The 17845-nt window shown below is 66.7% G+C and carries 16 protein-coding genes; 7 read left to right on the top strand and 9 right to left on the bottom strand.

Translation table 11 applies throughout. The annotated features are described in order from the left end of the window. Positions 1–91: 91 nt before the first annotated feature. The 4 genes from ACFX4F_RS16970 to ACFX4F_RS16955 all read right to left on the bottom strand — a co-directional run bounded on the left by ACFX4F_RS16970 (position 92) and on the right by ACFX4F_RS16955 (position 5346). Positions 92–526, bottom strand: coding sequence for an NfeD family protein (locus ACFX4F_RS16970; protein WP_099818856.1), 435 nt, complete (start codon positions 524–526; stop codon positions 92–94). Between the two features lies 1 nt (position 527). After that, the gene (locus tag ACFX4F_RS16965) at positions 528–1487 is read right to left on the bottom strand and encodes an SPFH domain-containing protein (protein ID WP_025877782.1); all 960 of its coding nucleotides are present in this window, start codon (positions 1485–1487) and stop codon (positions 528–530) included. A gap of 121 nt (positions 1488–1608) precedes the next feature. After that, the gene (locus tag ACFX4F_RS16960) at positions 1609–2352 is read right to left on the bottom strand and encodes a FadR/GntR family transcriptional regulator (protein ID WP_099818855.1); all 744 of its coding nucleotides are present in this window, start codon (positions 2350–2352) and stop codon (positions 1609–1611) included. A 102-nt stretch (positions 2353–2454) separates the two neighbouring features. Beyond that, positions 2455–5346 carry a TonB-dependent receptor gene (locus tag ACFX4F_RS16955; protein ID WP_380657330.1) on the bottom strand — a complete coding sequence of 964 codons (2892 nt, stop codon included), beginning with the start codon at positions 5344–5346 and terminating at the stop codon, positions 2455–2457. 243 nt (positions 5347–5589) lie between these two features. Between ACFX4F_RS16955 and ACFX4F_RS16950 the strand changes: the two genes are divergently transcribed. The 5 genes from ACFX4F_RS16950 to ACFX4F_RS16930 are packed head-to-tail and all read left to right on the top strand — an operon-like array spanning position 5590 to position 12574. Further along, positions 5590–7029 carry a polysaccharide lyase 6 family protein gene (locus ACFX4F_RS16950; RefSeq protein WP_380657328.1) on the top strand — a complete coding sequence of 480 codons (1440 nt, stop codon included), beginning with the start codon at positions 5590–5592 and terminating at the stop codon, positions 7027–7029. Continuing rightward, positions 7026–9275 carry an oligoalginate lyase gene (locus tag ACFX4F_RS16945; RefSeq protein WP_380657326.1) on the top strand — a complete coding sequence of 750 codons (2250 nt, stop codon included), beginning with the start codon at positions 7026–7028 and terminating at the stop codon, positions 9273–9275. The genes ACFX4F_RS16950 and ACFX4F_RS16945 overlap by 4 nt, the downstream gene beginning before the upstream one ends. Continuing rightward, entirely contained in the window at positions 9272–10576 is a 1305-nt protein-coding gene (locus ACFX4F_RS16940; RefSeq protein ID WP_380657324.1) for an MFS transporter, read from the top strand. The genes ACFX4F_RS16945 and ACFX4F_RS16940 overlap by 4 nt, the downstream gene beginning before the upstream one ends. 46 nt (positions 10577–10622) lie before the next feature. Beyond that, complete coding sequence (locus tag ACFX4F_RS16935; RefSeq protein WP_099818850.1) at positions 10623–11375, top strand: SDR family NAD(P)-dependent oxidoreductase; 753 nt, start codon at positions 10623–10625, stop codon at positions 11373–11375. 14 nt (positions 11376–11389) lie between these two features. Beyond that, on the top strand, positions 11390–12574 hold the full coding sequence (locus ACFX4F_RS16930; protein WP_380657321.1) for a GDSL-type esterase/lipase family protein: 1185 nt from the start codon (positions 11390–11392) through the stop codon (positions 12572–12574). A 33-nt stretch (positions 12575–12607) separates the two neighbouring features. Here ACFX4F_RS16930 and ACFX4F_RS16925 read toward each other — a convergent pair whose 3' ends face one another. The 5 genes from ACFX4F_RS16925 to nudE all read right to left on the bottom strand — a co-directional run bounded on the left by ACFX4F_RS16925 (position 12608) and on the right by nudE (position 15574). Beyond that, a complete protein-coding gene (locus ACFX4F_RS16925; protein WP_100460088.1) occupies positions 12608–12910 on the bottom strand; it encodes a DUF962 domain-containing protein in 303 nt (100 codons plus the stop codon). Positions 12911–13036: 126 nt separating this feature from the next. Next, complete coding sequence (locus ACFX4F_RS16920; RefSeq protein WP_099818848.1) at positions 13037–13363, bottom strand: YnfA family protein; 327 nt, start codon at positions 13361–13363, stop codon at positions 13037–13039. Continuing rightward, positions 13360–14196, bottom strand: a complete 837-nt coding sequence (mazG, locus tag ACFX4F_RS16915; RefSeq protein ID WP_380657318.1) for a nucleoside triphosphate pyrophosphohydrolase — start codon at positions 14194–14196, stop codon at positions 13360–13362. Before mazG ends, ACFX4F_RS16920 begins: the two co-directional genes overlap by 4 nt. A gap of 14 nt (positions 14197–14210) precedes the next feature. Then, entirely contained in the window at positions 14211–15014 is an 804-nt protein-coding gene (cysQ, locus tag ACFX4F_RS16910; protein ID WP_099818846.1) for a 3'(2'),5'-bisphosphate nucleotidase CysQ, read from the bottom strand. Beyond that, positions 15011–15574 carry an ADP compounds hydrolase NudE gene (gene nudE / locus ACFX4F_RS16905; RefSeq protein ID WP_265953449.1) on the bottom strand — a complete coding sequence of 188 codons (564 nt, stop codon included), beginning with the start codon at positions 15572–15574 and terminating at the stop codon, positions 15011–15013. The genes cysQ and nudE overlap by 4 nt, the downstream gene beginning before the upstream one ends. Positions 15575–15651: 77 nt before the next feature. Between nudE and bioA the strand changes: the two genes are divergently transcribed. Both bioA and ACFX4F_RS16895 read left to right on the top strand, forming a co-directional pair. After that, complete coding sequence (bioA, locus tag ACFX4F_RS16900; protein WP_243379878.1) at positions 15652–17043, top strand: adenosylmethionine--8-amino-7-oxononanoate transaminase; 1392 nt, start codon at positions 15652–15654, stop codon at positions 17041–17043. Further along, positions 17034–17771, top strand: coding sequence for a 16S rRNA (uracil(1498)-N(3))-methyltransferase (locus ACFX4F_RS16895; RefSeq protein ID WP_099818843.1), 738 nt, complete (start codon positions 17034–17036; stop codon positions 17769–17771). The genes bioA and ACFX4F_RS16895 overlap by 10 nt, the downstream gene beginning before the upstream one ends. Positions 17772–17845 lie beyond the last annotated feature (74 nt).

Here is a 17845-nt window from a genome sequence, read left to right as displayed (position 1 = left end):
CGCCCCCCCCCCCCCCCCCCCCCCCCCCGACCCAACCCAGCATCTGCTTTCAGCGACCACCCACGAGGGGCTGCGCCGTTGGCTGGAAAACTCAGCCGGCCGCTTCGACTACCAGCGCACTGCCCTGCACCGCCACTACCCGCACCAGCGTGCCGGCCGGCAGCTCCGGCCCACTCACCTGCCACGACGCGTCGTCGATGCTGACCCGGCCCTGCCCGCCGACGATGGCCTGCTGCAATGGCACCACCCGCCCGACCAGTTGTTCAGCGCGGCGATTGAGCAGCGGCGCGTCGCTCTGCCGCGCGCGCGGCTTGCCCCAGTGCCGGTAGCACTGGATCGACAGCACGCTCAGCACCACGAAGGCGACCACCTGCCACAGCACCGGAATATCGGCGAACACCGCTACCAGCGCGAACACCGCCGCCGCACCGATACCGATCCACAGCATGAACGCGCCGGGCGCCAGCGCTTCGGCGGCGAACAGCAACAATGCCAACGCACCCCAGGCAACGACTTCCCAGCGCATGTCAGCCTCCAATCGGCGGCGGCCGCTTCGCCGGCGGCCGGGTTTCCTGGTTGGACAGGGCCTGCTTGGCGAGCTCGGCCACGCCGGCGATCGACCCGATCACGCCGCTGGCCTCCATCGGCATCAGCACCAGCTTCTGGTTCGGCGACGTGGCCAGTTCCTTGAACGCTTCCACATACTTCTGTGCGATGAAGTAGTTGATGGCCTGGACGTCGCCGTCGGCGATCGCCGCCGACACCACCTGGGTCGCCTTGGCTTCGGCTTCGGCCAGGCGCTCGCGGGCTTCGGCATCGCGGAACGCAGCCTCGCGCCGCCCCTCCGCTTCCAGCACCGTGGCCTGCTTCTCGCCTTCGGCACGCAGGATCTCGGACTGGCGCGAACCTTCCGCCTCGAGGATCTGCGCGCGCTTCTCACGCTCGGCCTTCATCTGCCGTGCCATCGCATCGAGCAGGTCGCGCGGCGGCTGGATGTCGCGGATCTCGATGCGGTTGACCTTCACGCCCCACGGATTGGTTGCATGGTCGACCACGCTGAGCAGCTTGGCGTTGATCACCTCGCGCTGGCTGAGTGATTCATCCAGGTCCATCGAGCCGATCACGGTACGGATGTTGGTCTGCACCAGGGCGATCATCGCCACTTCCAGCACGGACACCTCGTAGGCGGCCTTGGCCGCGTCCAGTACCTGGAAGAACACCACGCCGTCGACGCGCACCGCAGCGTTGTCCTTGGTGATCACTTCTTGTCCGGGCACGTCCAGCACCTGCTCCATCATGTTCACCTTGCGCCCCACCCCGTAGACGATCGGGATCAGGAAGTGCAGACCGGGCGACATCGTGTGGGTGTAGCGGCCGAACCGTTCGACGGTCCATTCATAGCCCTGCGGCACCATCCGTACCGCCTTGAACAGGATGACCACGGCCACGAAGGCCAGTACCGCGCTGAAGAACATGGTCGGGAACATCGCGCTTTCCTTATGGGAGACGTCCGGAGCCCAGCATAGCGCGTGGATGCAGGCGATGCGGGTGCGGCACGTTCCAGCGCAATGCAGCCGAGCGTGGCCCGGCTTTACCGGATGAACCCGGTCAGATCCGGGTCGTGGCCAGGAAGCGCTCGCGGTCCTGCTGGGTCTGTCGGCGGATCTCGGCCAGGGCCTGGCTTTCGGTCGCCTCCAGCATCGCCTCGAACAGGCGCTGGAAGTGATGCCGCATCGCGTTGCGTGCGGCGACCGGATCGCGCGCACGCAGACCTTCAAAGATCGCCATGTGCTCGTCGGCGCGGCTGGCACCATCGTCATGGCACACCCGGGCATAGACCTCGGTCACCCGCGGCAGCTCGCTGCGCATGCGCCAGATCTGCTGCACGAAATACTCGACCACCGGATTGCCCGACAGGCGGGCGATGGTCAGATGGAAGCGGCGGTCGTAATCGCCGGCCTCTTCATCGCTGAGGTCACGCCGGCACAACGCTTCGGCCAGCACCTGCAGCTCGGCGATGCCGGCCTCATCGATGTTGCTTGCTGCCAGCGCGGCCGCTTCTGCCTCGAACACGGCACGCGCCGCGGTCAGGTCGAAGGCGCTGATATCGGGCAGCCCACCGGCAGCCTGGGCCGGGCGCGGCTTCACATAGACGCCCGAGCCGATGCGGATCGCAATCCAGCCCTGCGCTTCCAGGGCGATTTCCGCCTCGCGGATGGTGACCCGGCTGACGCCGAAGCGTTCGGCAAGTTCACGTTCGCCCGGCAGGCGCGAACCCGACGGATATTCGCCATCTTCGATCAGCTTGCGGAGCTTGGCGGCGATGGTCTGGTAGAGACGGTTGGCGGACATGCGGCTGACCCTTGGCGGTTCCCTCCGGGCCCGTCCCCGGCCACCGGGCACGGTGCGGGTCCGGTTGGAGCGACGGCGCGACCATTGGCCGCGCCGCCCTGTTCAGAACTTGTATCGTACACCGAAATACGCGCGCCGCCCGTAGCTCACCACCTCGCGGAAATTCCCGTAAAGCGGCTGGTATGCCACACGCGGTTCGTTGGTCAGGTTCATCAGTTCCAGCGACAGCGACAGCTGCTTGTTCACCCGGTAACGCAGGCGCAGGTCGACGCTGGTGTTGTCATCGTAATAGCGGTTCTGCTGCGCCGTGTTGCCGGTGAAGTCCTGGTAATAATGCGAGCGGAACTTGCCGATGGCCTGGATGTTGAAGCGGCCCACGTCCCAGTAGAGGGAACCGGACAGCACGTGCCGCGAGAAGCCGCTCAGGCCGGCCGGCGGCACGATGGCCGGAATGATCGATCCATCGGCGGCCACTTGCTCGCCCAGCCGTGAATCCTGGGTCTGGTAGTCGGCGTCGGCATAGTTGTAGCTGACCTTGAAGCCGAGGCCGTCGAACGGCTTGGGCAGGTACGAGAACCGGTGGGTGGCACTGAGCTCGATACCGGTCAGGGTGCTGTCCTCGTCGGTGGTCACCTGCTGGCGCACCGGCACGGTCACCGTCTGTCCGTTGATGGTGTAGGTTTCCGGCACCAGCGCGGTGGCGGTGCCGCCGTTGAACTGCTTCCAGTACACCGCACCGGCCAGCAGCGTGTCCGGGTTGGCATACCACTCCAGCGAGACATCACCGTTCCAGGACATCAGCGGCTGCGCGGCCGGATTGCCGCTGGCACTGATGTCGTCCAGCGCGTCGGCCAGGCCGGTATAGGTGGCATCGCTGCTGACATTGATGGTTCGACCCGCACCGAGTGCGGCGATATCCGGGCGCGACATCGCCCGGTACGCGCCCACCCGCAACAGCAGGTCCGGCTTCAGCTCGAAGGCGGCATTCAGGCTCGGCAGCAGTTTGTCGTTGCCTGCCTTGAACACCTGGGTGGTGTAGTCGCCGGTGGGCTGCAGGCGGATCGTGCCATCGCCGTTGTCGATGATCGCCAGGTCGGTGCGCACCCCTTCCGAGCGCACGTCGGTCTTGACCCAGCGCAGGCCGACATTGCCGGTGACCGGCAGCCCGAACAGCGTGCTGCTGAACTCGCCCATCAGATACAGCGCGCGGGTTTTCTCGGTCACATCGACGTTGTTCGGATCCTGGAAATCCGGGTCCAGGCCGCTGTCACTGGTGCCGCGGAACGACGCATAGAGGCAGCTCGGATCGAAGTACGCCCACGAGGAGATCGTGTTGCCGCTGGCCGCATCCATGAAGTCATCCTGCGGGAACGGTGCACGGCAGGCACGGTTGGCGGCAATGATCTTCGCCTTGTCGGCCGCAACGCGCTGGTCGTAGTCGGTCACCAGGGTGTTGTCGCGCAGGCGGTAGTCGGCCTGGCTGGCGCGCACGCCGCCCTTGATGCGGGTGAAGAAACCGGACTCGGGCATGAAGCTGGCATCGAAGCGGCCAGCCTTGATCTTGTGGTCGTTCTCGGTCGCGCTGGAGGTCACCCGCGCTGCACCGGTGTAGGCATCCCAGTTGTTCGGATCGAAGTTCGGTGCCAGCGCCACGCTCGGCACCTCGCCATGCCAGTCCCAGTCGTAGTCGACATAGCCGGTGGCGCCGCTGCTGATGCCCGGCACGATGACGTTGTTGACGTCGCGCTGGTTGGCGCGCAGCCGGGTCATGCGCTCGCTGTCCAGGCGGTTGGTATGCGAATAGGAAAGATCGGTGGACAGCTCCCAGGCGGGGCTCGGACGCAGGATCAGATTCAGGCCGCCACCGGTGTATTCCTCGCCGCGCCAGTAGCGGTTGGAGGTCGAATCGATGGAGGTGCTGCCATGCAGGTGACGGACGATGCCGTCCTCGTCCACGTCGCGCTGGGTGATGCCGCGGCGTGCGTTGGACAGGCTCAGGTCGCTGCGGTTCTCGTCCCAGTTGCGCTCGGTATGCTCGAAATCGAGGTTGACTTCGACCACGTCGTTGGGCCGCCACTGGATCGCCGCGAACTCGCTCTGTCGATCATTGCGTTCCTGCTTCAGGCGATAGATGCGGCTGCTTGGCACCAGGTAATACGGTGCACCGTTGGCGATGGCCTGCGCACTGACCTCACTGCAGTTGGCATTGGCCACGTTCTGCCTGCCATCGCAGGCATACCAGGTGGAGCCGCTGGTGATGCTCTCCTCCGGGTCGGTGCCCTCCAGCCGCTGGATGCCCAGTGAGATGCCGAGCTTCTGGCCGTTGCCGAATTCGAACTGGTCGATGTAGCTGGCGGTACCGCGATAGCCGATGCCATCGTCGTCGCGGTACTTCTTGTCATACTCGGCCCAGCTGCCACGCAGATCGATCTGCGCCGAGCGCTTGCCGTACTCCAGCGGCTTGACCGTCTCCAGCCCGATGGTGCCGGCAACGCCGCCTTCGATGATGTCGGCGCGCTGGGTCTTGTAGATCGCCACCGTATTGATCAGCTCGGCCGGGAACATGTTGAAGTTCACCGAGCGGTCGCCGCTGCCGTTGGTGATCTCGCGGCCATTGAAGTTGGTGCTGCTGAGGAAGGCGCCAAGGCCACGGATCGAGATTTCCGACGCGCCGGTCTTGTCGCGGGTCGAGGCGGCACCGGTCAGCGTTTCGATCGCATCGGCCAGCGACGGCGCGGGCAGGTCGCCGATGTCATCGGCCGACAACACATCGGCGATCACCGTGTCGTCGCGTTTCTTGTTGATCGAACTCTGCATCGACTCGCGGATGCCGGTGACCTGGACCTGGTCCAGGGTGGTGGCGTCCTGCCCGGAACCGGTAGCGGCAGACTGCGCCTGCACGGCCGGCGAAGCGGCCAGCGCAGCGAGCAGTGCCACGATCAGCGGTGTGGGTGACAACGGTGTACGACGTACAGCTCCGGCAGGTTGCCGCATGGTTTTCCTCCTCCCAAAGGATCGCCCGGACGGTAGGCGTGGGACGCAGCTTCGACACGCCGACACACAAATGTCAACCAACTGGACTGGATTTTTCGTAATACCTTTGATTCAGACCGGTTGCCCGCCATTTCATGTGCTGATGCAGCATGACTTTGCGCGCAACGTGGCTTACAACACACCCAACAAGTGGTATGCACACCCACTCTGAAACCTCGGCATCGCCGTCTCTGGAAGGACTTCATGCGCATTCAATCGACTTCGCACCGCCTTTCGAAAACTACCCTTGGTTATTGCCTGGCAATTGGACTGGCAACATACCTAACCAGTTCGCCGGCAACAGCTGCCAGCTGGCTCGTACACGACGTCGGCGCGTTCGCCACCGCCGCTGCCGCGCTGCAGCCTGGTGATGAGATCGTGCTGGCCGATGGCACTTGGACCGACGCGCGCCTGCTGCTGAAGGGCCAAGGCACGGCCGCCGCGCCGATCGTGCTGCGCGCGCAGACGCCGGGCAAGGTGATCCTCAGCGGGGCGTCGGACCTGCGCCTGGCCGGCAGCTACCTGCAGGTCTCCAACCTGGTGTTCCGCAACGGCTACACCCCGGGCGACGCAGTGGTGGCCTTCCGCGAGTCGAGCAAGGCGGTGGCCAGCCACAGTCGCGTCACCGGGCTGGTCATCGACGACTACAGCAACCCCGATGGCAGCGACCAGGACTACTGGGTGTCGCTGTACGGCAGCAACAACCGCCTCGACCACAGCCAGCTGCGCGGCAAGACCAACGCCGGTCCGACGGTGGTGGTGGTGCGCGACGCCACCCAAGGCCTGGACAACCAGCACCGCATCGACCACAACTGGTTCGGCCCGCGCCCGGCGCTGGGCGTCAATGGCGGCGAAACGATCCGCGTCGGCACCAGCGACACCTCGCTCAGCGATTCCAACAGCACGGTGGAGAACAACTGGTTCGAGGGCTGCGATGGCGAGACCGAGATCGTCTCCAACAAGTCCGGCGGCAACACCTTCCGCGGCAACGTGTTCTATCGTTCGGCCGGCGCGCTGACCCTGCGCCACGGCAACGGCAACCGGGTGATCGACAACCTCTTCCTCGGCGACGACAAGGCCGGCACCGGCGGCGTGCGCATCATCAATGCCGACCAGACCGTCAGCAACAACTACTTCGAACGGCTGGCCGGCTCCAGCAACCGTTCGGCGCTGGCGGTGATGGATGCACAGGCCAATCCGCCACTGTCCGGCTATGCGCCGGTGGTCAACGCAACCATCAGCCGCAACACCTTTGTCGACGTGGCGAAGATCAGCTTCGGCGTGGGCCATGACGAGGCCAAGGGGATCGTGGTCGCGGCCAGCAACAGCCACTTCAGCGGCAACCTGATCGTCAACCGCACCAGCAAGAATCCACCGAATGCAGCCAGCTCGCTGGCGGGCATCGCCTTCAGCAACAACGTGCAGTCGCCGCAGGCCAGCAGCGTATTTCCGGGCGGGGTGAGCAGCGCCAGCATCGCCCTGCAGCAGGCCGCCAACGGTCTGTGGGTGCCGGCAACGCCCCTGCCCACCATCGGCGCCGATCCGGCGCTGGCGATGACCCCGCGCGAACAGACGGGGGTGGACTGGTATCCCAAGGTGGGCGAGGTTGCCCTGACACGCACCAGCACCGGAGTTGATCGATGAGGTTGCAGCCGCTGTCCCTGTGTTCCCACCGCCTGGCGCTCGCCCTTGCCCTGGCCGCTCCCTTCGCCCTGATGCCGACGGCGCCGCTGCACGCGGCACCTGCTGCAGCCGCGCGACAAGGCGATACCGCGCCGGTCCTGGTGACCGCTGCGCAGTGGCAACAGATGGCCAGCGAGGGCAGCCGCTATCCGTGGTTCGCCAAGGAGCAGGCGCGTACGCAGAAATCGCTGCAGAAGATGATGAAGGCCGGCACCGACGTGCCGGTGCCGAAGGACAAGGGTGGCGGTCGCACCCATGAGCAGCACAAGCGCAACTACCAGGCACTGCTGGCCGCCGGCACCCTGTACCGGCTGACCGGCGACAAGGCTTATGTCACCTATTCGCGCGACATGCTGCTGCAGTACGCCAAGCTCTACCCGACCCTCGGCCCGCACCCGGAAGGACGCGGGCAGATTCCCGGCCGGGTGTTCTGGCAGGTGCTCAACGATTCGGTCTGGCTGGTCAACGCCATCCAGGGCTACGACGCGATCCGCGATGCGCTGTCGCCGCAGGATCGGCAGACCATCGAATCGCAGGTGTTCCGGCCGATGGCCGAGTTCCTGGCCAGCGAGCCGAAGAACTACGACCAGATCCACAACCACGCGACCTGGGCGGTGGCCGCCACCGGCATGACCGGCTACGTGCTGCGCGATCCGGAGCTGGTGGAGAAATCGCTGCGCGGCAGCCGCAAGGATGACCAGTTCGGTTTCCTGCGGCAGATCGACCTGCTGTTCTCGCCCGATGGTTATTACGAGGAAGGCCCGTACTACCAGCGCTATGCGCTGGCGCCGTTCCTGCTGTTCGCCAACGCGATCGAGCGCAACGAGCCGCAGCGGAAGATCTTCGCGCGCCGCGACGGCGTGCTGCTGAAGGCGGTGGACGTGCTGGTGCAGACCAGCTACGACGGCCTGTTCTTCCCGATCAACGATGCGATCCTGGACAAGGGCATCGACACCGAAGAGCTGGTGGCCGGCATCGGCATCGCCTATGCGCAGGCCGGCGATGATCGCCTGCTGTCGGTCGCGCAGCAGCAGAAACGCCTGCTGCTGTCGCCGGAAGGCCTGCAGGTGGCGCAGGCATTGGCCGCCAACAAGGCCAAACCGTTCGACTACCGGCCGATGCTGCTGCGCGATGGCCCGGACGGTGAACGCGGCGGTCTGGCGATCCTGCGCATGGGCGGCGAACGCGGCCAAGCGCTGGTGCAGAAGGACACCATGCAGGGCATGGGCCACGGCCACTTCGACAAGCTCAACTGGTTGTTCTACGACAACGGCAATGCCGTGGTGACCGACTACGGCGCAGCACGCTTCCTCAACGTGGAAGCCAAGCGTGGTGGCATCTACCTGGCCGAGAACCGCAGCTGGGCCAAGCAGACCGTGGCCCACAACACCCTGGTGGTGAACGAGCAGAGCCACTTCAAGGGCGACTGGAAGCGCGGTGAGGAACTCGCCCCGCAGGTGCGCTTCTTCCAGGCCGACGCAGATACCCAGATCGCCTCGGCGACGATGCGCGATGCCTATCCGGGCGTGGTCTTCACCCGCACCCAGGCGTTGCTGCGCCACCCCGAACTGGGCCTGCCGGTGGTGCTGGACCTGCTGCAGGTGCACGGCGACAAGGCCGCGCGTTACGACCTGCCGCTGCACTTCAACGGCCATATCGTCACCACCGGTTTCGAGGCCGAGCATTTCCCCACCCAGCGCCCGGTGCTCGGCGGCGACAACGGCTACCAGCACCTGTGGCTGGACGCACGCAGCAAGGCCGGCAGTGAGCCGCGCACGCTGGCGTGGCTGCTCGACGGACGCTTCTACACCTACCGCTTCGGCAGCAGCGCGCCATCGCAGGCGTTGCTGGTGGAAAGCGGTGCCAACGATCCCGAATTCAACCTGCGCCGCGAACCCGCACTGCTGCAGCGCGTGGAAGGACAGAAGGACGTGACCTTCTTCAGCGTGCTGGAGCCGCATGGCGAGTACAACGGCACCGCCGAGTACGTGCACGGCGCCGACAGCCGCATCAAGCAGATCGTCCGCACGCGCGGCAATGATGCCGAGGTGCTCGAACTGCGCCTGGCCAGCGGCGCACGCATCGCACTGGGCGTGGCCGACGACAGCGATGCGAAGGGCGAACACAGCGTGACGGTGGATGGCCATGCCTACCGCTGGAGTGGCAGCCATGCGCGCATGGACCGCAGCAAGGGTGACGCGCGATGAACGGCCCCTCGGCCGTGGCCACGCTGCGCAAGGTGCCGGTACGCTCGGCCGTGCGCTGGCTGATCGTCGGCCTGATCGCGGTGGCCACGGTGATCAACTACATCGACCGCAATGCGCTGGCGGTGATGTGGCCGGAGATCGCCAAGGAGGTCGGCGCGACCAAGGACGACTACGCGCTGCTGGTAACGGTGTTCATGCTGTTCTACGCCGCTGGCCAGTTCCTGTTCGGGCGCCTGTTCGACATGATCGGGACGCGACTGGGGTTCGCGTTGTCGATCAGTGTGTGGTCGATCTCGATCGCGCTGCATTCGGTCACCCACTCCATGCTGTCCTTCAGCGTAGTGCGGGCGATGCTGGGCGTCAGCGAAGCCGGCGCCTGGCCCGGTGCGGTGAAAGCCAACGCCGAATGGTTCCCCGCGCGTGAGCGCGCCCTCGCACAGGGCATCTTCAACGCAGGTGCGTCCATCGGCGCCATCGTTTCGGCGCCGGCCATCGCCGGCCTGTACCTGTGGCTGGGCTGGCGCGGCACCTTCGTGCTGGTCGGTGCGCTTGGCTTCCTGTGGCTGCTGCCGTGGCTGTTCGTCTATCGCGCCGGCCCGGACAAGCACCCGTGGGTGAGTGACGCCGAGCGACGCCTGATCATGGAAGACCAGGCCGGCCAGCAGCGCGCGGATGCGCCCAAGGTCAGCGTGCGATCGCTGCTGGCCCACCGGCAGAGCTGGGGCATGTTGGCCTGCCGTTTCCTGCTGGATCCGATCTGGTGGCTGTTCGTATCGTGGCTGCCGATCTATCTGGCCGAGACCTTCGGCTTCGACATCAAGCAGATCGGCCTGTTCGCCTGGGTGCCGTTCGTCGGCGCCATGCTGGGCAGCCTCAGCGGCGGCTGGCTGTCGGGGCGGCTGATCAACGCCGGCCATGGCGTGGACCGCGCACGCAAACTTTCGATTTCGCTGGGCTGCGTGATCATGGCACCGGCTCTGCTCGGTGCGGTACTGGCCAACCAGCCGCTGTTTGCGGTGCTGGCAATCGCTGCGGTGCTGTTCGGTTTCCAGATTGCCATCGGCAACATCCAGACCCTGCCCGGCGATCTGTTCGACGGCCGCTCGGTCGGCACGCTGGCCGGTCTCGGCGGCCTGGCCGCCGTGGCCGGCACCCTGATCACCACCTGGCTGGTGCCGGTGCTGACCCGCCATTCCTATGCACCGATCTTCATCCTCGTCGCCGCACTGGTGCCGCTGTCACTGGTGGCGCTGTGGTGGTGGACCGGACCGATCCACAAGCTCGACCGCAACGACGGTTGAGCCCCCCTTTCCCTCGTATTCCCCCGCAAACCAAGGAGTTTCCCGCATGTCGTTCCAGGACAAGGTGGCCATCGTCACCGGTGGTGGCCGTGATATCGGCCGTGCCGTCTCGATCAAGCTGGCTGCGGCCGGTGCACGCGTCTGCCTCAACTACGCCAACGACGAAGCCAGCGCGCAGGAAACGCTGGCGCTGATCAAGGCGGCCGGTGGCCAGGCCATCGCCCATCGCGCCGACGTCACCGATCCGGCCGCGGTGGCCGGCCTGGTCGCAGCAACCCAGGCGGCATTCGGCCAGCGCATCGACGTACTGGTGAACGTGGCCGGCGGCATGGTCGAGCGTCGTCCGCTGGCCGACATCGACCCGGCGTTCTTCCACAAGGTCATCGACCTCAACCTGACCTCCACCTACCTGACCACCCACGCCGTGGTACCGCACATGGGCGAAGGTGCGGCGATCGTGAACTTCGCCTCGCAGGCCGGTCGCGATGGCGGTGGCCCTGGCGCGGCGATCTACGCCACCGCCAAGGCCGGCGTGATGACCTTCACCCGGGCCATGGCAAAGGAGCTGGGGCCGAAGGGCATACGCGTGAATGCGCTGTGCTGCGGCATGATCGCCACGCGCTTCCATGATGAATTCACCAAGCCGGAAGTGCGCACGGCGGTGGCCGGCGCGACGCCACTGCGTCGCCAGGGCCAGCCGGACGAAGCGGCCGATGCGGCGGTGTACCTGGCGTCGGACGCGGCAGCGTTCGTCACCGGCGTCAATCTGGACGTCAACGGCGGCACCTACTTCTCCTGACCGGACCGAAGCCCATGCAGCGCTGGATCACCGTGCTTTCCCTGGCCATCGGCAGCGCCGTGGCCGCCCCCGTGGCGCTGGCCGCACCGGTCTGGGTCACCGCCTGGACCGCTTCGCCCGCACCTGACCGCAAGGATGGCAGCGCCGATGCGCCGGTACAGTTCGCCGCGCAGACCGTGCGCCAGGACATGCGCCTGGGCAGCAAGGGCGATGCGCTGCGGCTGCGCATCAGCAACGAGCTGGGCACCACGCCGCTGCATGTGGAAGCGGTGCGGGTGCGCCTGAAGGATGGCAGGGCGGCAGCGCTGCCGGTCACCGTCGATGGACGCGCGTCCATCGACGTACCAGTGGGTGCCGCGCTGCTGAGTGATGCGTTGCCATTGCAGGTCGCCGCCCTGCAGGAGATCAGCGTGACCGCGTACTTCCCGCAGCCCACCCGCCCTGCGGTGCGCCGTACCGTGGTGCGGGTGGCCGACGGCAAGCAGGATGCGGTGGCCGACAGCGTGCGCGTGGGTTACCAGCAGAATGTGTTCTCGGCCGTGCTGGTGCAGCGCGCGGATCGGCCGCAGGTGATCGTGGCCCTGGGTGATTCCATCACCGAGGGCGCGACGGCCTCGCGTGGCTCGTTCAACCAATGGCCCGAGCGGTTGGGCCAGCGTCTGCAGCAGGCCTGCCCGGACCGCTTCGTGGTGCTCAACCAGGGCATCAGCGGCAACAAGCTGCTGGACCATGGCCGCAGCCACAGCGCGCTGTCGCGACTGGATCGCGACGTGATCGCGGTGGCCGACGCCGACCAGGTGATCCTGTTCGAAGGCATCAATGACATCCGCCACGGTGGCGGTGCACAGCCGCTGCCGGGGCGCAGCGCGGCGGACATGCTGCTGGGCTACCGCCAGGTGGCGGCACGGCTGCACGCGCATGGCATCCGCGCCCATCTCGGCACACTGACGCCCTTCGGCGATTCGGATCGTTACGAACCGGCATCGGCCGCCACCCGCACCGCGATCAACCAGTGGGCGCGTGGCAAGGACACCGGCTTCGATGGCGTGGTGGATTTCGATGCGGCGCTGCGTGATCCGAAACAGCCGGAGTCATTGCCGGCGGACATCACCCGCGATCATCTGCACCCGAACGACGAGGGCTACCGGCGCATGGCCGACTCGATCGACCTGGCGATGCTGGGCTGCACGGCGCGTTGAATCACGCAGCGCGGGCCAGCGCCCCGGGCAACATCACCATTTCACCCTGCCCCGCAGGATGTCGGCGAACATCACCCAGTCACCGATGAAGGAATACAGCGGATGGCGGAAGGTTGCAGGGCGGTTCTTCTCGAAGAAGAAGTGGCCGACCCAGGCAAAGCCGTAGCCGCAGGCCAGTGCTGCCAACAGCAGCAGCGGCTGCCCACGCAGCACGGCGCTGGCGACCAGCAACAGCACGCCGCAGCTGCCGATGAAATGCAGGCGTCGCGATATCGTGTTGCGGTGCTCGCTGAGATAGAACGGGTAGAACTCGCGGAAACTGGCGAAGCGGGACATGCGCATGCTCCGGGGCGATGACCGGCTCCATCATGCGCCTTTGCTGCGTGGAGTCGAGCCTACTCGGCCACGCCGGACAAGAGCAGCCGAGCATGGCTCGGCTCTACAGGAAAGGAGACGCGGCCATTAGACCGGCTGCCGCGGCCCGAACATGATCACGGCCATGCCGGCCAGGCAGAGCGCAGCACCCAGCAGGTCCCAGCGGCTGGGACGGATGCCGTCGACCAGCCACAACCAGAACAGCGCCGTGCCGATGTACACGCCACCATACGCGGCGTAAACGCGGCCGCTGGCGGTCGGGTGCAGAGTCAGCAGCCAGGCGAACAACGCCAGGCTGGCCGCCGCCGGCAGCAGCAGCCAGATGCTGCCGCCCTTGCGCAGCCACAACCAGGGCAGGTAACAGCCGACAATCTCGGCCAGTGCGGTCAGCAGGAACAGACCCAGCGTTTTCACGCTTTTTCCGTAGCCTTGGCGTGCTGCCAGAGGGCTTCCTGTGCCTCCAGATCGAGTGCAGCCAGCGAATCGCCTTGTGCCTCGGCCTGTGCCTCCATCGACCGGAAGCGACGTTCGAACTTGTGGTTGGCCCCGCGCAACGCGGCGCCCAGATCGATGTCCGCATGCCGCGCCAGGTTGGCGCAGACAAACAGCAGGTCACCCAGTTCCTCCTGCAGGCGCGCCTTGTTGCCGGCGATGTCACCGCGCTCGAACTCCTCGCGCAGTTCCTGCAGTTCCTCGGCTGCCTTGTCCAGCACCGGCAGCGGGCCGGGCCAGTCGAAACCGACCTTGGCTGCGCGAGACTGCAGCTTCACCGCCCGCTGCCATTCCGGCAAGCCGCGGGAGATCCCGGCCAGCGCCGAGGTGTCCTGCTCGCCCTTGGCAGCGCGCTCGGCACGCTTGATCGCGTCCCAGTTGCGCATCACACCATCAGCATCGTCCACGCTGACATCGGCGAACACATGCGGGTGCCGCCGCTGCATCTTGTCGCTGATCGCGCGCGCCACCTCGGCGAAGGCAAACGCGCCCTGCTCTTCGGCCATGCGCGCATGGAACACGACCTGCAGCAGCAGGTCACCCAGTTCATCGCAGAGGTCGTCGAGGTCGCCTCGATCGATCGCATCGGCCACTTCATAGGCTTCTTCGATCGTATAGGGCGCGATGGTGGCGAAGTTCTGTTCCAGGTCCCAGGGACAACCGCCCTGTGGGTCGCGCAGGCGCGCCATGATGGCCAGCAGGCGCTCCAGCTCCGCGCTGGCGTCGCCGGTGGCAGGGGTGTCGTGCGTGCTCATGCGTTTCTCCAGGATCAATCGGACAACCAGTCCCGCCACGGCAGGCTGGTATCGCCCAGCGCCATGAACTCGCCGTTCAACAGCGTCGGCCGGCGGTTGTAGCGGAACGGCTTGCCGGTGCCGACCGAGAGCACCGCACCACCGGCCGCGTGCAGCACGCACTGGCCGGCAGCGGTATCCCATTCGGAGGTCGGGCCCAGCCGCGGATAGACATCCAGGCCACCTTCGGCGATCCGGCAGAACTTCAGCGAAGAGCCCTGCACCACGGTCTCGATGTCGCCCATCCGGGCCAGCAACGCATTCGTCTCGGCTGAGCGATGCGAACGGCTGGCGGCGACCCGCAGCGGCGCAGTCGCGGGTGTACGGGTACGCAGCACGGTGTCATGTACGCCCTGCCGGCGATACGCCAGCTCGCCCCGCATCGCGTGCCAGACAATGCCGGTGACCGGCGACTGGACCACGCCGAAGGCCGGCGCGCCCTGGTAGATCAGCGCGATGTTGACGCTGAACTCGCCATTGCGCTTGACGAAATCACGGGTGCCATCGAGTGGATCGACCAGCCAGTACGCGCCCCAGTGCTGACGCTGTTCCCACGGCACCAGCGGCGACTCCTCCGACAGGATCGGCAGGTCCGGGGTCAGCTGGCGCAGCCCCTGCTGGATCACCCGGTCGGCAGCGAGGTCGGCAGCGGTGACCGGGCTGTCGTCGTCCTTGAGTGTCACATCGAAACCGTTGCTGTAGACCTGCATGATGGCCTGCCCGGCTTCCTGGGCGATGGCGATCGCGGTCTCGCGCAGTTCCGTGGTCAGCTTGATCATCGTGCTCCCTGCAGCCACTGGCGGGCGATGAACAGCGCCGCCAGCGAACGCCCTTCGGAAAAGTCCTCGCGCAGCATCAGCTGGTCCAGATCGGCCAGCTTCCACGGCACCACTTCCAGCTCCTCCGGCTCGTCTCCGGCCAGCTTCTCCGGGTACAGGTCGCGTGCGACCACCAGCCAGGATTGATGGCTCATGTAGGTCGGCGCCAGGGTCATCGCGCGCAGCACGTCGACCCGCCGTGCGCCATAACCGGCCTCTTCCTTCAGCTCACGGTCGGCGGCCTGCTCCGGCGTTTCGCCGGCATCGATCCGGCCCTTGACCAGGCCCAGCTCGTAACGGTGCATGCCGGCCGCGTATTCACGCACCAGCAGCACGGTTTCATCATCGAGCATCGGCACCACCACCACTGCGCCATGGCCACGGCTGACCAGGCGCTCGAAGCGGCGGCGTTCGCCATTGGAGAACTCCAGGTCCAGGTGCTGGCGCTGGAAGGGCCCGTTCTCCTCGTCGGTGATCCGATGGATGATCGGCAGAGGACGCCTTGCGCGGTCATCGTTCACGCGGAATCTCCGTGGCAGCCGGCGCGTGCGCCGAGGCCGATAGAATGTGCAGGCAGCAACATGTTCATGAGCCCGAAATGCTAGCAGACCCAACCCCCTCTCCGCTGGTCCAGCACTGGCGGCAACGCGACCTCCAGGTCCTATGGCACCCGTGCACGCAGATGCGCGAGCATCCGCACACGTTGCCGCTGGTGCCGATCGCCCGCGGCGAAGGCGCCTGGCTGATCGATCACGACGGCAACCGCTACCTGGACGCCGTCAGCAGCTGGTGGACCAACCTGTTCGGCCATGCCGAGCCGCGCATCGGCGGTGCCATCGCCGCCCAGGCCGGGCAGCTGGAGCAGGTGATGCTGGCCGGCTTCGGCCATGAACCGGCGATCACCCTGGCTGAACGCCTGTTGGCTCTGGCGCCGCGCCAGCCCGGCCGCGCGCCGCTGGCCAAAGTGTTCTACGCCGACAACGGCTCGGCCGGCGTCGAAGTGGCGCTGAAGATGGCCTTCCAGTATTTCCAGAACCGCGGTGAGAACCGGCGCACGCGCTTCATCTCGCTGGAGAACGGCTACCACGGCGAGACGCTGGGTGCCCTCGCACTGGCCGACATCCCGCTGTATCGCCGCGTCTATGCGCCGTTGCTGGCCGAGGGCCTGTTCGCGCCCTCGCCCGACGCCTACCTGGCCGAACCCGGGCAGAGTGCGGCCGACCGCGCACGCCAGGCCGCCGACGGACTGGCCACGCTGTTCGACCAGCATCCGGGCGAGATCTGCGCGGTGATCCTGGAACCACGGCTGCAGTGCGCCGGTGGCATGCGCATGCACGATCCGGCCTATCTGCAGCGCGTGCGTGAACTGTGCGATGCCCATGGCGCCTTCCTGATCGCCGACGAGATCGCCACCGGCTTCGGGCGCACCGGCACCATGTTCGCCTGCGAGCAGGCCGGGGTGATGCCTGATCTGCTGTGCCTGTCCAAGGGCCTGACCGGCGGTTTCCTGCCCTTGGCTGCGGTGCTGGCCACGCAGGCGCTGTACGACGCCTTCCTTGATGATTCGCGGGAACGCGCCTTCCTGCATTCGCACAGCTACACCGGCAACCCGCTGGCCTGTGCGGCGGCGCTGGCCACGCTGGACATTTTCCGCGACGACGATGTGATCGCCCGCAACCGCGGCATCGCCTCGGTGATGGGCACCCTGGCCGCACCGTTCGCCGACCATCCACACGTGACCGATGTGCGCCAGGCCGGGATGGTGGTGGCCTTCGAACTGACCCGCAACGGCGACAAGCGCACGCCCTTCGATCCGGCGCTGAAGCTGGGGCTGCATGCCTACAAGGCGGCGCTGAAGCGCGGTGTGGTGCTGCGCCCGCTGGGCAACGTGCTGTACTGGATGCCACCGTACTGCGTGGACGACGAACAACTGGAGCTGCTGGCGCATACGACGCTGGCAGCCATCGACGAGGCGATTGCATGCGCGTGACCCGCTGCCCCATCGACCTGGCGCTGCACAGCGGCCAGACCGTGACCCTGCCGGAAGAGACGGCCAACCACCTGGTGCGGGTGATGCGCCTGCGAGAGGGTGACACCTGCGTGCTGTTCAACGGCGATGGCCACGACTACACCGCGACGCTGACGCTGGCCGGCAAGCGCGAAGTGCAGGTGCGCATCGATCAGGTGCAGCCGATCGGCAACGAATCGCCGCTGACGATCACCCTGCTGCAGGGCATCGCTCGCGGCGAGAAGATGGACCTGATCCTGCAGAAGGCCACCGAGCTGGGGGTGAGCGCCATCGTGCCGGTGAACGCGGAACGTACCGAGGTGAAGCTGGATGCAGCACGCGCGGAGAAACGCGTGGCGCACTGGAACAACGTGGTGCAGTCGGCCTGCGGGCAATCCGGACGTGCGCGCATTCCGCAGGTAGGGCCGCCGCAGTCGCTGGCACAGGCCAGCGCGGCACTGCCCGCCGACACGTTGCGGTTGACCCTGGACCCGTTGGGAGCGCACCGGCTGTCGACACTGCAGGCGGCGCCAGCCGGCGGCGTGGTGATCGCGATCGGCCCGGAAGGTGGCTGGTCGCCGCGTGACCGTGAGCAGTTGGCGGCCGCAGGCTTCCAGGGCCTGCAGTTGGGCCCACGCATCCTGCGCACGGAAACCGCAGGCCTGGCCGCGATCGCGGCATTGCAGGCACGGCTGGGCGATCTGGGGTAAGGCTCCGGTCCGGTGGCCGCTGCGCTCGCCGGGCATGGCCCGGCGCTACCCGATATCCGGAACGCCTGCGGTAG

It is taken from the genome of Stenotrophomonas sp. YIM B13575, assembly GCF_042787595.1.
GTDB lineage: Bacteria > Pseudomonadota > Gammaproteobacteria > Xanthomonadales > Xanthomonadaceae > Stenotrophomonas > Stenotrophomonas lactitubi_B.
Note: the sequence above shows the minus strand (reverse complement) of the source record. Positions and strands in the feature narration are given on the sequence as shown.